13 protein-coding genes are annotated in these 13904 nt (G+C 72.8%); 3 read left to right on the top strand and 10 right to left on the bottom strand.

The features are described 5' to 3' along the window. Positions 1 to 9: 9 nt before the first annotated feature. The 3 genes from KUM03_RS30965 to KUM03_RS30955 are packed head-to-tail and all read right to left on the bottom strand — an operon-like array spanning position 10 to position 2530. Positions 10 to 789: an ABC transporter permease gene (locus KUM03_RS30965; protein ID WP_217253831.1), complete on the bottom strand. Its 780-nt coding sequence runs from the start codon at positions 787 to 789 to the stop codon at positions 10 to 12. Further along, positions 786 to 1559, bottom strand: a complete 774-nt coding sequence (locus tag KUM03_RS30960) for an ABC transporter permease (RefSeq protein WP_217253829.1) — start codon at positions 1557 to 1559, stop codon at positions 786 to 788. The genes KUM03_RS30965 and KUM03_RS30960 overlap by 4 nt, the downstream gene beginning before the upstream one ends. Then, positions 1556 to 2530, bottom strand: a complete 975-nt coding sequence (locus KUM03_RS30955) for an ABC transporter substrate-binding protein (protein WP_217253826.1) — start codon at positions 2528 to 2530, stop codon at positions 1556 to 1558. Before KUM03_RS30955 ends, KUM03_RS30960 begins: the two co-directional genes overlap by 4 nt. 235 nt (positions 2531 to 2765) lie before the next feature. On the opposite strand from KUM03_RS30955, the gene KUM03_RS30950 reads away from it, so the two are divergent. Beyond that, positions 2766 to 3596 (top strand): IclR family transcriptional regulator C-terminal domain-containing protein, encoded by an 831-nt coding sequence (locus KUM03_RS30950; protein WP_217253824.1) that lies wholly within the window; start codon positions 2766 to 2768, stop codon positions 3594 to 3596. Here KUM03_RS30950 and KUM03_RS30945 read toward each other — a convergent pair. The 4 genes from KUM03_RS30945 to KUM03_RS30930 form a co-directional block, all read right to left on the bottom strand. Continuing rightward, positions 3547 to 4485 (bottom strand): PDR/VanB family oxidoreductase, encoded by a 939-nt coding sequence (locus KUM03_RS30945; RefSeq protein ID WP_217253822.1) that lies wholly within the window; start codon positions 4483 to 4485, stop codon positions 3547 to 3549. The two genes, KUM03_RS30950 and KUM03_RS30945, sit on opposite strands and share 50 nt — an antisense overlap. Next, positions 4482 to 4664, bottom strand: coding sequence for a hypothetical protein (locus KUM03_RS30940; protein ID WP_217253820.1), 183 nt, complete (start codon positions 4662 to 4664; stop codon positions 4482 to 4484). Before KUM03_RS30940 ends, KUM03_RS30945 begins: the two co-directional genes overlap by 4 nt. Next, a complete protein-coding gene (locus KUM03_RS30935) occupies positions 4661 to 5734 on the bottom strand; it encodes an aromatic ring-hydroxylating dioxygenase subunit alpha (protein ID WP_217253818.1) in 1074 nt (357 codons plus the stop codon). Before KUM03_RS30935 ends, KUM03_RS30940 begins: the two co-directional genes overlap by 4 nt. A 107-nt stretch (positions 5735 to 5841) precedes the next feature. Next, on the bottom strand, positions 5842 to 7137 hold the full coding sequence (locus KUM03_RS30930) for an MFS transporter (RefSeq protein ID WP_217253815.1): 1296 nt from the start codon (positions 7135 to 7137) through the stop codon (positions 5842 to 5844). 170 nt (positions 7138 to 7307) lie between these two features. Between KUM03_RS30930 and KUM03_RS30925 the strand changes: the two genes are divergently transcribed. After that, complete coding sequence (locus KUM03_RS30925) at positions 7308 to 9362, top strand: phosphocholine-specific phospholipase C (RefSeq protein WP_217253813.1); 2055 nt, start codon at positions 7308 to 7310, stop codon at positions 9360 to 9362. 472 nt (positions 9363 to 9834) lie between these two features. Here the strand turns inward: KUM03_RS30925 and KUM03_RS30920 are convergent, their stop codons facing one another. Continuing rightward, positions 9835 to 10794: a hypothetical protein gene (locus KUM03_RS30920; protein WP_217253811.1), complete on the bottom strand. Its 960-nt coding sequence runs from the start codon at positions 10792 to 10794 to the stop codon at positions 9835 to 9837. Beyond that, positions 10791 to 11600: a phosphatase PAP2 family protein gene (locus KUM03_RS30915; protein ID WP_217253809.1), complete on the bottom strand. Its 810-nt coding sequence runs from the start codon at positions 11598 to 11600 to the stop codon at positions 10791 to 10793. Before KUM03_RS30915 ends, KUM03_RS30920 begins: the two co-directional genes overlap by 4 nt. Before the next feature lie 211 nt (positions 11601 to 11811). Between KUM03_RS30915 and KUM03_RS30910 the strand changes: the two genes are divergently transcribed. After that, positions 11812 to 12426, top strand: coding sequence for a TetR/AcrR family transcriptional regulator (locus tag KUM03_RS30910; RefSeq protein ID WP_217253807.1), 615 nt, complete (start codon positions 11812 to 11814; stop codon positions 12424 to 12426). 144 nt (positions 12427 to 12570) lie between these two features. On the opposite strand, the gene KUM03_RS30905 is transcribed toward KUM03_RS30910, so the two are convergent. Further along, positions 12571 to 13656: a DUF2510 domain-containing protein gene (locus tag KUM03_RS30905; RefSeq protein ID WP_217253805.1), complete on the bottom strand. Its 1086-nt coding sequence runs from the start codon at positions 13654 to 13656 to the stop codon at positions 12571 to 12573. Positions 13657 to 13904 lie beyond the last annotated feature (248 nt).

Here is a 13904-nt window from a genome sequence, read left to right as displayed (position 1 = left end):
TCAGGAGTTTCACCCGGGCCGCCGGGCGGCGGCGCGCAGACCGTGGTACCAGCCGAGCGCCCGCCGCTCGACCAGCCGGAAGAGGACCGACAGCACGAAACCGAGCAGACCGAGCAGCAGGATGCCGGTCCACATGCCGGGGATCGCGAACGAACGCTGGAACTGCACGATGGTGAAGCCGAGCCCGTTGCTGGCCGCGAACATCTCGCTGATCACCATCAGGATGATGCCGATCGACAACGCCTGGCGCAGACCAGCGAAGATCTGCGGGCTCGCCGAGCGCAGCACCACGTGCCGCAGCCACGCCACGCCAGTTATGCCGTACGAGCGGGCCGTCTCGGCCGTCACCGCGTCGACCGCCCGTACCCCCTCCACGGTGTTGAGCAGCACCGGCCACACGCAACCGGCCGCGATGACCACGATCTTCATCGTGTCGCCGATGCCCGCGAACAGCATGATCACCGGCACCAGCACCGGTGGCGGCACCGCCCGCAGGAACTCCAGCACCGGCTCGCACACCGCCCGCACCCGCCGGTAGGAGCCGACCAGCGTGCCCAGCGCCACGCCCACGACCGCCGCGAGCGCGTAGCCCGCGATGAGCCTGAGCACGCTGGGCAGCACGTCCCCGCGCCACCGCTCGCCGGTCCACACCTGCGGGAAGGTCTCCAGGATGGTGCCGAGTGGCGGCCAGTACACGTCCTCGCTGCCGGCCGAGGACACCCACCACACCGTCACCAGCACGGCCGGCAGCGCGCACACGTACACCAGCCGCAGCAGCAGGCGCTTCACACCGCCACCTCCCCGTGCACCGACTGGTGCCAGGCCAGCGCCCGCCGCTCCACCGTCCGGGCCCCGACGTTGATCAGCAGCCCCAGCAGACCGGCGACGACGATCAGCGCGTACATCTCGGGCACCGCCTGCGAGGTCTGCGCCACCGCGATCCGGGCGCCCAGTCCCGGTGCGCCGATGACCAGTTCGGCGGTGACGGCGAGGATCAGTGCGACGGCCGCCGCCAGGCGCACGCCCGTCATGACGTAGGGCAGCGCGGTCGGCCACAGCACGTGCCGGACCCGCGCCCAGGTGCCGAGGCCGTAGGACCGCGCCGTCTCCTCGGCGACCGGGTCGACGTCCTGGACGCCGTACAGGACCTGGATCAGCACCTGCCAGAAGGAGGCGTACACGACCAGGAGCAGCACCGACCGCAGCTCGGTGCCGTACAGCAGCACCGCCAGCGGGATCAGCGCGACCGACGGGATCGGGCGCAGGAACTCGATCGTGGACGCCGTCGCCTCGCGCAGGTACGGCACCACGGACAGGACCACACCCGCGACGATTCCCGCCCCGACCGCGATCGCCAGGCCCAGCGCCCAGCCGGTGAGGGTGTCGCCGAGCGCGGCCCAGAAGGCGCCGTCCGCGATCTCCGTGGCGAGTGCGTCGGCGATGCGGCTGGTGGGCGGGAAGTACTCCTCCTTCACCAGACCGAGCCGCGGAACGGCCTCCCCCAGGGCGAGGAAGACCGCGAGCCCGGCCGCCCCGAGTGCGGCGTCGGCGCCCCTCACGGCAGCAGCTCGTCCAGGTCCGGCGCCTTCTTGAACAGGCCGTCCGCTTCGCCGAGTTTCGCCAGTTCCTCGATGGAAGCGCGGTTGGGCTCGGCCGGCCACTTCGGCAGGGTCACCTTCGCCAGCACGTCCGCCGGGATCTTCGTGTACGTGGTGACGATCTCGCGCACCTCGTCGGGGTGGGAGTCGGCGTACGCCAGCGACTCGGCGGTGGCCTCCTGGAACTTCTTCACCGTCTCCGGGTTCTCCTGCGCGTACCGGGTGGAGGTGAAGTACATGGCGACCGTCAGCTCCGGCGCGACGTCGATCATGGGGGAGGCGATCTCCCGGCCGCCCTGGTTCTTGATCGTGGCCAGCGCCGGTTCCACCACCATCGCCGCGTCGATGCGGCCGGCGTCGAGCGCGGCCGGCATCTGGTCGAAGGCCAGCTCGACCAGCTCCACCTCGTCCGGGTCGCCACCCGCCTCGCGCACCGAGGCCCGCACCGCGGTCTCGTTGATGTTCTTCAGCGTGTTGATGGCGACCTTCTTGCCCTCCAGGTCCTTCGGCGACTTGATCGGGCTGTCGCCCTTGACGGTGAGCGCCTCGAAGTCCTCGCCCACCACACCGGTCGAGGCGATGCCGTTGGCCACCGCCTTCACCGGCACGTCGTTGGACTGGGCGATCATGAGCGACGTCACGTTGCTGAAACCGAACTGGAACTGGCCGCTCACCACACCGGGCACGATCGCCGCGCCGCCCTGGGCGCTGGAGAACTCGAGCTTCAGCCCGCGTTCCTCGAAGAAGCCCTTCTTCTGACCGAGGTACAGGGGCGCCACGTCGACGATGGGGATGAGGCCCACCTTCACCGTGGTGGTGCCGCCGGCGTCCGAGGAGCCGGAGTCGTCCGACCCTCCGGAGCCGGACGAGCCGCACGCCGTCGCGGCGGCCAGGACGGACACGGCCGTGAGGCCGACGAACAGACGACGCATGGCTCCCCCTGTGGGACCGGACCAGGTACTCCGACAGGCTGTGCGCAGACAGCACGAACGTGCTCAGCGGGAACGTAGGGCCCACGTCGACTCTCGGTCAATGCCCTTGCCGACAACACCTGTTGAGGATTACGGCGGCCGTCGTTGACAGTGCGAGTCGTGCACTCGTAGCGTGCGCACAGCGTACGGCCGTCCGTGCCGTACGTCCTGCCGTGAGGCTTTCGCCGGAGGCCAGATGCCCGATGCAGCCCGCGCACCCCACTTCGTGCGGTCCTTCGAACGGGGCCTCGCCGTCATCCGGGCCTTCGACGCCGACCATCCGGCGCTCACCCTGAGCGAGGTCGCCCGCGCCTCGGAGCTGACCCGCGCGGCGGCCCGCCGCTTCCTGCTCACCCTCGCCGACCTCGGCTACGTCCACACCGACGGCCGGCTCTTCCGGCTGACCCCGCGCGTGCTGGAGCTCGGCTACTCCTACCTGGCCGGCTTCACCCTGCCGCAGATCGCCGCACCGCACCTGGAGCAACTGGTCGCCCAGGTACGGGAGTCGTCCTCGCTGTGCGTCCTGGACGGCGACGACGTCGTGTACGTCGCGCGGGTGCCGACCAGCCGCATCATGACCGCGTCGATCACGGTCGGGACCCGTTTCCCGGCCCACGTCACCTCCGTGGGCCGGGTGATCCTCGCCGACCTGCCGGACGCCGAGATCGAGGACCGGCTCGGCCGGGCCGACCTGCGCCCGCACACCGCCCGCACCCTCACCTCGGCGGACGCCCTGCGCGCGGAACTGCGCCGGGTGCGCCGCCAGGGCTACTCCCTCGTCGACCAGGAACTGGAGGACGGTCTCAGGTCGGTCGCCGCGCCGGTGCGGGACCGGGACGGCGCCGTGGTGGGCGGCGTGAACATCGCCGTGCACGCCGGCCGCAACTCCGTGGAGTCGGTACGCCGGGACCTGCTGCCGCACCTGCTGGCGACGGTCGCCCGGATCGACGCCGACCTGAGGATCACCGGCGCGGGGATCACAGGTCCAGCACCAGCCGCCGGCCGCGACAGCGCGACACACAGATGAGCATCGTCTCCCCGGCGGCCCGCTCCTCGTCGGTGAGCACCGAGTCCCGGTGGTCCGGCTCGCCCTCGACGACGTCGGTCTCGCAGGTGCCGCAGGTGCCCTCGGTACAGGAGTACAGCACCTCCACCCCGGCCCCGCGCACGGCGTCCAGCACGGAGACGCCGGGCGGCACGGCGACCGTGCGCCCGCTGCGCGCCAGTACGACGTCGAACTCCTCGTCCGGGGCGGCCGGTCCGGGCTCCTTCGGGCTGAACCGCTCCACGCGCAGGACGCCGGGCGGGCAGCGCGCCTCGACCGCGTCCAGCAGCGGGCCGGGCCCGCAGCAGTAGACCAGGGTGTCCTCGGGCACGTCGGCGAGCACCGGGGCCAGGTCCAGCAGCCCCGTCTCGTCCTCGGGCGCTACGGTGACCCGGTCGCCGTAGCGCTCCAGCTCCCCGGTGAACGCCATGGTCTCGCGGGTCCGACCGCCGTACAGCAGCGTCCACTCGGCGCCCGCGGCCTGAGCGGCGGCCAGCATCGGCAGCAGAGGGGTGATGCCGATGCCGCCGGCGACGAAGCGGTAGCGGGCGGCCCGCTCCAGCCGGAAGTGGTTGCGCGGTCCCCGCACCCGGACCTTGTCCCCGGCCCGCAACTCCTCGTGCACGTAGGCGGACCCGCCCCGCCCCCGCGCCTCGCGCAGCACGGCGACCCGCCACGCCGTGCGGTCGGCGGGGTCGCCGCACAGCGAGTACTGGCGTTCCAGGTCCGGGCCGAGCATGACGTAGATGTGGGCGCCGGGCTCCCACGGGGGCAGTGGTTCGCCCAGCGGATGGCGCAGGGAGAGGACGAGCACGCCGTCGGCCGCGGACTCCCGGCCGCCGACAACGAGTTCGGTCTCGTACGGGGTCATGAGCCGAGCCTCCGGGAGTGGTGCACCGGTGGGTGTCCCTGCGGGTGGGCGAGCATCCAGTCCCACATGGCGACCGGGTCCTCGGCGGTGTGTTCGGCACCGCAGTGGCAGGTGCCGTGCAGGACGTCGGTGCCCGGCAGCCAGTCGACGCGGTAGACCTCGCCGGCGCGGGCGTTCACCGGGCCGCCCGCTCGACGGGCCCGTCGCCCTCCTCGACCAGCCGGGCGAGGATGCGGCGGGCGGCCAGGCCACCGGTGTCGATGTTGATGCTCAGCTCCTGGTAGCCGGTGCGTTCGGAACCGAGCGTGCGCTGGAGCAGGTTGAGCGCGTCGACGTCCTGCATGACGACCGTGTGGTTGTTCTTCCGCAGGAACTCGGTGACCTCGGTGTCGTCCGTCGCCCAGTCCCGGGAGACCGCCCAGAAGTCGTACACCCTGCCGTCGCCGGACGGCGTGATGGCGTAGGTGATCTCGGTGTGGAAGCCGTGCGGGTCGCCGCCGTCGGCCTCGGGCACCACACCGGTCGGGGCGACCCTGCTGTGCAGCAGGTACAGACAGGGCGCGTGGTACTCGATGTCCTGCCAGCGGTCGATGCGGCCCTCCACGCCGGTGGACTTCGCGTAGAACGGCGGGCACGCGGCGTCGTCCATGTGCCGGCTGACCCGGACGATCCCCGCGCCCTCGTCGACCTCGGTGGTGATCGGCGTCTCGGCGACCTCGGGGGTGCCGATGTAGCCGCCGTGCAGGTACGTCTCGTGGGACAGGTCCAGGAGGTTGTCGACCAGCAGCCCGTAGTCGGCGTCGATCGGCTCCATGCCGCGGACCGTGACCCAGCCGGGGGAGTCCAGGTGCCGGGCCCGCGGCACGGCCTCCGGGTCGGCCAGGGCGGGGTCGCCGATCCACACCCACACCAGGGAGTCCTGTTCCAGGACCGGATAGGAGGCGACGCGGGCGGTGCGCGGGACGCGCTTCTGGCCCGGCACGTACACGCAGGCGCCGGTCGTGTCGTAGGTGAACCCGTGGTAGCCGCACACGATCCGGTCGCCGTCGAGCCGCGTCGGCGGCTCGGACAGCGGATAACGGCGGTGCACGCAGCGGTCGTGCAGGACGACCGGCGTGCCGTCCTCCTCGGAGCGGTACAGGACGAGCGGCTCTCCGAGGACCGTCCGTCCCAGCAACTCGCGTCCGACCTCGTGGCTGTAGGCGGCGACGTACCACTGGTTCCTTGCGAAGGCGGTCATGTGCGGCATCGTTGCGGCTCCCGTCCGTCGTGGGTGCTGGCATCGTGGGCGAGGGCCCCGGGGCGGGGCAACGCCGCTTCCGCCGGGCGGAAGCCGTCGTGCTCACGCCCCGCGCGTCAGCGCTCCAGCTCCTTGTGCGCCGTCTCCGGCAGCCGCAGGTACACCAGCGAGGAGAGCAGGCAGAGCACGGCGACGTACCAGGGGAAGAGCCCGGAGTGGCCGAGGTCCTTGAACAGCGTGCCCACGTACGGCGCCGTGCCGCCGAACAGGGCGACCGTCAGTGAGTAGGGGAAGCCGATGCCCGCCGCCCGCACCCGGGGCGGGAAGACCTCGGCGTTGACGGCCGCGCTGATCGAGGTGAAGCCGGTCAGCAGGATCATGCCGGCGCACTGCACGAGCAGCAGCACGGCGAACGAGTCGCGCAGGGCGTGCAGCATGGGCACGCTGAGCAGAGCGAAGCCCACACCGAAGAACAGCAGCAGCGGACGGCGGCCGAACCGGTCGGACAGCATGCCGCCGAGCGGTTGGAGCAGCGCGAAGAAGGCCAGCGAGATGGTCCCCGCGAGCAGCGCGTCCGACTTCTCCAGCCCGGTGTTGAGTTCCGCGTACGTCGGCAGGTACGACGTCCAGGTGTAGTAGGCGATGGTGCCGCCCGCCGTGATGCCGCAGATCAGCAGGGACTCGCGCGGATGGCGCCGCAGCGCCTCGAAGAGGCCGGGACGCGGCGCCCGCTGCTGCTCCGCGCTGCGGGTCTCCTCGGCGCCCTGCCGGATCCAGAAGCCGACCAGGCTGAGCACGGCCCCGAGGACGAACGGCACGCGCCAGCCCCAGCCGTTCATCCGGTCCTCGCTGAGCGTGCCCACCAGCACCGTCGCCACACCCGACGCGACGAGCTGCCCGGCCGTGGTCGACACGTACTGGAAGCTGGAGAACAGCCCGCGCCGGCCGGGCCCCGCCGACTCCACCAGGAAGGTCGTCGAGGCCGCGAACTCGCCACCCACCGACAGCCCCTGGAGCAGCCGCGCGGCGACCAGGACCACCGGGGCGAGCACACCGGCCGCCGCGTAGGTCGGGGTCAGTCCGACCAGCAGGCTGCTGCCGCCCATCAGCAGGATGGTGACCGTCAGGGCGGCCCGCCGTCCGCGCCGGTCGGCGATCGCCCCCATCAGCAGTCCGCCGACGGGCCGCATGAAGAACCCCACCGCGAACACGGCGAACGTCGACAGCAGCGGCACCAGCGAGTTGTCCGCGCTCTTCGGGAACACCTGGTCGGCGATGTAGGTGGCCAGGAAGGTGTACGCGTACCAGTCGTACCACTCCACGGCGTTGCCCACCGAGGCGGCGAGGAGCTGCCGTACGGGCCGGCGGGTGGGCGGGGAATCCACGTGCATGCCTGTCATGATCGCGACCATCCCCGGGCGGCGGCCCCGTCACACCTCGCGTACCGAGGACTTTCACACGGGCGCCACCGCACCCTTCCCTGACGTTTGCTGCTCCTGGAACACTCCTTTCGCGCGCATTACGTCATCATCCGGCTCCGTCCGGCCGGTTGAGCCCCTCAAGGCGAAAGGCATGTCACCCCATGGCCGAAGTCAACCGGCGCAGATTCCTCCAACTCGCGGGCGCCACCACGGCGTTCAGCGCACTGTCCGCGAGCATCGAGCGCGCCGCCGCGCTCCCCGCGAACCACCGCTCGGGGACGATCGAGGACGTCGAGCACATCGTCGTCCTCATGCAGGAGAACCGGTCCTTCGACCACTACTTCGGCAGGCTGCGCGGCGTCCGCGGCTTCGGCGACCCGCACCCGGTCCGGCTCGACGGCGGCAAGTCGGTGTGGCACCAGTCCAAGGGCGACGGCACGGAGGTGCTGCCCTTCCACCCGGAGGCGGACGACCTCGGCATGCAGTTCCTGGAAGGGCTGCCGCACGGCTGGTCCGACGGCCAGGACGCCTACCACAACGGCAAGTACGACCGCTGGCTGCCCGCCAAGGGCACCACCACCATGGCGTACCTCACCCGCGAGGACATCCCCTTCCACTACGCGCTCGCCGACACCTTCACCGTCTGCGACGCCTACCACTGCTCCTTCATCGGCTCCACCGACCCCAACCGCTACTACATGTGGTCGGGCCACACGGGCAACGACGGAAAGGGCGGCGGCCCGGTCCTCGGCAACGACGAACTCGGCTACGACTGGACGACGTACCCCGAGCGGCTCGAGGAGGCCGGGGTCTCCTGGAAGATCTACCAGGACATCGGCGACGGCCTCGACGCGGCCGGCCACTGGGGCTGGATCGGCGACGCCTACCGCGGCAACTACGGCGACAACTCCCTGCTGTACTTCAACAAGTACCGGAACGCCGAGCCCGGCGACCCCTGGTACGACAAGGCCCGCACCGGCACGGACGTGAAGAACGGCGACGGCTACTTCGACCACCTGCGCGCCGACGTCAAGGCCGACCGGCTGCCGAAGATCTCCTGGATCGCCGCCCCCGAGGCCTTCACCGAGCACTCCAACTGGCCCTCCAACTACGGCGCCTGGTACATCTCCCAGGTCCTGGACGCGCTCACCTCGAACCCGGCGGTCTGGGCGAAGACGGCCCTGTTCATCACGTACGACGAGAACGACGGCTTCTTCGACCACCTGGTGCCGCCGCTGCCGCCGAAGTCGGCCGCGCGGGGCCGGTCCACCGTCGACGTCTCGCTGGACGTCTTCGAGGGCAGCGCCAAGCACCGCGAGGGCTTCTACGGGCTCGGCCCGCGCGTGCCCATGCTGGTCGTCTCGCCCTGGAGCAAGGGCGGCTTCGTCTGCTCCGAGACCTTCGACCACACCTCGATCGTCCGCTTCATGGAGCGCCGATTCGGCGTCCGCGAGCCCAACATCTCGCCCTGGCGCCGCGCCATCTGCGGCGACCTGACCAGTGCCTTCGACTTCTCCCGCAAGGACAGCCGCCCGGCCCGCCTGCCGGACACCGACGCCTACGAGCCGCCGGACCGCGAGCGCCACCCGGACTACCGTCCCACGCCGCCAGCCGACCCGGACATGCCCCGCCAGGAACGCGGCCTGCGGCCCGCCCGCCCCCTGCGGTACGCCCCGCACGTGGACGGTGCCGTGGACGCGGCGGCCGGCAGGTTCACGCTGACCTTCGCCTCCGGTCCGCGGGCGGGCGCCGCCTTCCTGGTCACCTCCGGCAACCGCACCGACGGCCCCTGGACGTACACCACCGAGGCGGGCAAGACCGTCGCGGACACCTGGAACTCGGCGTACTCGGACGGCGCCTACGACCTGACCGTGCACGGCCCCAACGGCTTCCTGCGCGCCTTCCGGGGCCCCAACAGGGCCGCGGGACCCGAGGTCACCGCCCGCCACACCGGCGACGACCTCCGCCTGACCCTCACCAACGCCGGGAGCGGCGCCGCCCGTCTCCGCGTCGCCGACGGTTACGGCGGCCGGAGCCGGACCGTCACCGTGCGCCCCGGCGCCACCGTGCACCACACCGTCGACCTCGCGCGCAGCCGGCGCTGGTACGACGTGACGGTGACCTCCGAGTCCGACCCGGCGTTCCTGCGGCGCCTCGCCGGGCACGTGGAGAACGGGCGGCCGGGGGTGAGCGACCCGGCGATCGTGACGGACTGACGGCGCCCGGGCGCCGACGTGACCGGTGCCGGCCCCCGCCGCGCGAGGCACCCCGGCCCAACGTGCCGGGGCACCGGCACCGGCACCGGCACCGGCCCCGGGGCCCGTCGGTCCCGGTCGTAAGTGTGCGGTCTCTACCCCTTACGGCCCGGCGGATGGGGACCATACCGGTCAGGATTCCGCCAGCCCGGACGGAGCCGTTTGGGCTTCGGTCGGTTCAGGCCCCGCGTGCAGGGCCCTACCGGTTCAGGCTCCGCCGGTCGGCTCCGGCCGACCCGGGCCCACCGGTCCGGTGCCAGCCAGTGCGGGTCCCGCCGGTCTGGGGCCAGCTCGGGCGGGTCCCGCCGGTCTGGGTCGAGCCGGTGCGGGTCTTACTGGTCTGGGTCTAGCTCGGGCGGGTCTACTGGTCCGGGGCGAGCCCGTGCGGGTCTTACCGGTCCGGGGCAAGCCCGTGCGGGTCCCACCGGCTCCGTCAAGCCCGTCCGGGCCAAGCCCCTCCGGCCCGAGCCGGTGTGGATCCCACCGGTTCCGGTTCCGGCGGTCGCGGGCGTGGTCCGGCCGGCTCGGGGACGAGCGCCGGACCGGCCGCGACCGGGGCGCCCGTGTCGGCCGGACGCGGCGTCGCCCGGCTCAGCTGGACCACGCCCCAGGCGGCCAGCGCCGCACCGGCCAGCGCGAGCAGCACGCCGCCCGCGCCGCCCCGCAGCCGCTCGCCGAGCAGGGAGAGCCCGATCACCGCGGCGGCCACCGGGTTGGCCAGAGTGACCACCGCCAGCGGGGCGCCCAGGCCTCCCCGGTAGGCGGTCTGCGACAGCAGCAGCCCGCCCGCCGCGAACGCGGCTACCAGGACCGCCACTCCGATCACCTGGGCGCTGAGCAGCGGGCCCGAGCGGTCCGTGGCGGCCACCGTCACGGTCTGGGTGAGCGCCGACGCCACCCCCGAGGCGATGCCCGACGCCGTCGCGTGCCGCAGTCCGGGCCGGGCGCCGGGCCGGGACAGCAGCCCGATCAGCGCCGCCGTGACGCCGGACACCGCCAGCGCCTCGGGCACGCTCAGCACGTCGTCGGGCGCGGGTCCGGTCGCGGTGAGCAGCAGCGCCCCGAGACCGAGCAGCGTCAGCCCGGTGCCCCGCCACTCCACCGCGCTGACCCGCCGGCCCGCCAGCCGCGCCCCCAGGGGCACCGCCGCGACCAGGGTGAGCGCACCGAGCGGCTGGACCACCGTCAGCGGCCCGTACTTGAGGGCCGCGACGTGCAGCAGCGCGGCCGCGGCGTTGAGCGCGACCGACCACCACCAGGCGCCGGAGGCCAGCAGCCGCAGCGCTCCCGCCCCGGAATCGCGGGCGGCCAGCCGTTCCTGGGCGACGGCCGCGACGGCGTAGGCGCACGCGGAGACCAGCGACAGCAGGACGGCGAGCAGAGCCGCGCTCATCGGCCCGCTCCCACCAGCTGCTCCTGCCGCTCCGCCGTCCGGAGCCGGAGCTCGTCGCGGCGGCGGTGGGGCACGGCGCACCGCGGCCCGTGCGGCAGGCGGAGCACCGCCAGAGCGAGGCCGAGCAGCGCGGTCGCCACGATCACGTCGAGCCAGTAGTGGTTGGCGGTGCCCACGATCACCAGCAGCGTCAGCAGCGGATGCAGCAGCCACAGCCACCGCCACCGGGACCGGGTCGCGACGATCAGGCCGATCGCCACCATCAGGGCCCAGCCGAAGTGCAGCGAGGGCATCGCCGCGAACTGGTTCGACAACGCGTCGGTGCTCGGCGGGCCGTAGACCGAGGGGCCGAAGACCCGCGCCGTGTCGATCAGGCCGGTGGCGCCCAGCATGCGCGGCGGGGCGAGCGGAAAGACCAGGTGCAGCACCAGCGCGGCGCCGGTCAGCGCGGCCAGTACCCGCCGGGCCCAGACGTAGTGCGCCGGCCGGCGCAGGTAGAGCCAGACGAGGAAGGCCGCGGTGGCCGGGAAGTGGACGACGGCGTAGTAGGTGTTCGCCGTGTGTATCAGGGTGTCGCCGTGCAGGAGCAGCGACTGCACCGTGCCCTCGTCGGGCATCCGGAGCGCACGCTCCCAGTCCCATACGCGGTGGGCGTTGCGGAAGGCCTCGGCGGTGTGTCCCGTCGCCAGCTGCCGGCCGAACTTGTACACGAGGAAGAGCCCTGCCACGAGCAGGAGCTCACGGACGAGCGGCGGGCGCGCGGGCGCGCCCGGTCCCGCTTCTGCAGGCTCGGTGCGGGCATTCATCCCCCGGCCCCTTCGCTGACGGTGGTGCGTGTGGCTCACAGGTGCGGGGCCGTGTGACGGTTCTCATCGATACGACCTCGTTCCGATACGCCAGTGTACCGATACGGTGGTGTACCGGTACACTGGCGTATCGATAGACATACGACACACTGGACTACGGGGCCCTCGAGCCTCGCCGCAGTGCCGCTGGACCTGGTGAGGAGCAGAGCCGATGACGTCGCAGGACGCGGACCGACCGGACACGGCCGGCGCCTCGCGCCGCTCCAAGATCACGCCCGAGCGTGAGCAGGAGTTCTTCGACGCCGTGATCGAACAGATCCGGTCCTGCGGCTACGACGCCGTCACCATGGAGGGCATCGCGGCCAGCACGCGGTGCAGCAAGTCCACGCTCTACCGCCAGTGGAAGACCAAGCCCCAGTTCGTGGCCGCGGCGCTCCGCTCCCACCGCCGGGTGCGCTTCGCCGAGATCGACACGGGCTCGCTCGCCGAGGACCTGCGGCAGGCGGCCCGGGCCGCGGGCGGGGGAGCGGGCAAGGACACGGGGCTGCTCCAGGCGCTCGGACACGCCGTCATGGAGGACCCGGAGCTCAAGGGCGCGCTGCGCGAGGCGCTCGTCGAGCCGGAGATCGCCGCGCTCCGCGGCATCCTCGAGCGGGGCGTCGCCCGGGGCGAGGTCCCGGCCGGCCATCCGGCGCTGGAGTACGTGCCGGCGCAGCTCTTCGGCATGCTGCGGATGCGGCCCGTCGTCGAGGGCGAGCAGGCCGACGGGGAGTACCTCGTCGGGTTCGTGGAGGCTGTCGTGCTGCCTGCGCTCGGCCTCCCCTGAGACCCAGGTCGCCGTCCACGGGATGACTGGACGGTGGCCTGCCCGCGCCGCACCGTGGGGACGGGGGCGGCGCGCACCCCCGGCCGGGCGGGGCCCCTTTGAGCGGAGGGGCGCCCCGCCCGGCCGACCGTTCTCCGGGGCCGGTCAGACGTCCTGGCCGGTGCCGCCCCCGCCACCGGAGGAGTCCACCTCGATGCCCTCGGTGATCTCGTCGATCACCGACTGCCCCTCTTCGACGTCGACACCGAAGCGGACCACGACGATGCGCTCGGGATCGGCGGGCGCCGGGAAGGCGAGCGACTCGACGTAGCCGTCCGAGCCCTCCTTGGTGACCGCCTTCCAGCGGACCAGGTAGCCCTTCTGCCCGGCGACCGTGACGGCCCTCGACGCCAGTTCCTCGTGCGAGGTGATCCCGCCGTAGGCATCGCCGTAGGACTCCTTGGCGTTCGCCTCGATGTCGGCCTTCGCGACCTCCTCGGCGGTACCGCCCTTCGTTTTCAGCGCCTCCTGGGGTGCCGAGTACGCGCCGCCCTTGGTGCAGGTCTCGGCGGGGTCGCCGGGGCATTCGTAGCTGTCGTCCGAGGTCACCGTCGCACCGACCGGGAACTGCTGGCCGGACCAGCCGTCCGGGATGGGCAGGCTGATGTCGTTGACCGGGTCCGTCACCGACCCGCTGTCGATGGTGGGCGGCTCCGACTCGCCCGGCGATTCGGGCGCGGGCGACTCGCCGTTCCCGCCTTCGCCGCCCCCGTCGCCTTCCCCGCCGAAGGGGTCGTTCTGGCCACCCGGACCGCGCCGGTCCTGCTGCGACGACGCGCTGCCGCCGCCCGAACCGTCGTCGGTCAGCACGTACACGCCGACCCCGATCCCGGCCAGCACGGCCACGGCCGCCGCGACGGCTATGCCGGTCCGCAGCCGTCGCCGCCGCGCGGACGGCGGCTGGACGGGGAACCCGGGATAACCGGGGTGCGCGGGATAACCGGGGTGCGCGGGATAACCGGCGTGCACGGGATACGGCCCGGCCGCGGTCTCGGGCGCCGCCGGCTGCGCGGGCACCGGTGCGGGGGACGGCGCGGGAGGCTCTTCAGGCGGCGGCCCCGCCGCGGCGGCCGGCCCCGCGGGACGGACCTGGTCCGTCCACGCCTTGCCGTCCCACCAGCGCTCGGTGGCGGGACCGTCCTGCTTCTGTCCGGGGTCCGGGTACCACCCGGGAGGAGTCACCTGCGTCATGGGCCCACCGTATGAGGCGTCGGTGAAAGCCGGATGAGAGGCCCGGCCGCGACGGGACCCGGCGGGAGGACCGCCTCCCGACCGACGGTGCCCGTGCGACGAGTTGACGCCGGCCGCCCGCCCCGCCCCTGATGACGGACCCGGCGCGTCGCCCGCGCTTTACCGCATGTCACCCGACACGGCAACTGCTGCCCGGACCGCCCACCACTCGGGCGCCCGGACGGATAGGCTCGAGCCCTGTACGTCAT

It is taken from the genome of Streptomyces sp. AC602_WCS936 (assembly GCF_019049125.1).
GTDB lineage: Bacteria > Actinomycetota > Actinomycetes > Streptomycetales > Streptomycetaceae > Streptomyces.
The sequence above is the reverse complement of the archived record's forward strand: the minus strand, read 5'-3'. Positions and strand labels throughout refer to the sequence as shown.

What these genes read in the sequence shown, in the direction of transcription:
- KUM03_RS30955 (WP_217253826.1), bottom strand. Translation starts at nt 2,530, where the DNA reads ATGCGTCGTCTGTTCGTCGGCCTCACGGCCGTGTCCGTCCTGGCCGCC.
- KUM03_RS30950 (WP_217253824.1), top strand. Translation starts at nt 2,766, where the DNA reads ATGCCCGATGCAGCCCGCGCACCCCACTTCGTGCGGTCCTTCGAACGG.
- KUM03_RS30945 (WP_217253822.1), bottom strand. Translation starts at nt 4,485, where the DNA reads ATGACCCCGTACGAGACCGAACTCGTTGTCGGCGGCCGGGAGTCCGCG.
- KUM03_RS30935 (WP_217253818.1), bottom strand. Translation starts at nt 5,734, where the DNA reads ATGCCGCACATGACCGCCTTCGCAAGGAACCAGTGGTACGTCGCCGCC.
- KUM03_RS30930 (WP_217253815.1), bottom strand. Translation starts at nt 7,137, where the DNA reads ATGGTCGCGATCATGACAGGCATGCACGTGGATTCCCCGCCCACCCGC.
- KUM03_RS30925 (WP_217253813.1), top strand. Translation starts at nt 7,308, where the DNA reads ATGGCCGAAGTCAACCGGCGCAGATTCCTCCAACTCGCGGGCGCCACC.
- KUM03_RS30920 (WP_217253811.1), bottom strand. Translation starts at nt 10,794, where the DNA reads ATGAGCGCGGCTCTGCTCGCCGTCCTGCTGTCGCTGGTCTCCGCGTGC.
- KUM03_RS30915 (WP_217253809.1), bottom strand. Translation starts at nt 11,600, where the DNA reads ATGAATGCCCGCACCGAGCCTGCAGAAGCGGGACCGGGCGCGCCCGCG.
- KUM03_RS30910 (WP_217253807.1), top strand. Translation starts at nt 11,812, where the DNA reads ATGACGTCGCAGGACGCGGACCGACCGGACACGGCCGGCGCCTCGCGC.
- KUM03_RS30905 (WP_217253805.1), bottom strand. Translation starts at nt 13,656, where the DNA reads ATGACGCAGGTGACTCCTCCCGGGTGGTACCCGGACCCCGGACAGAAG.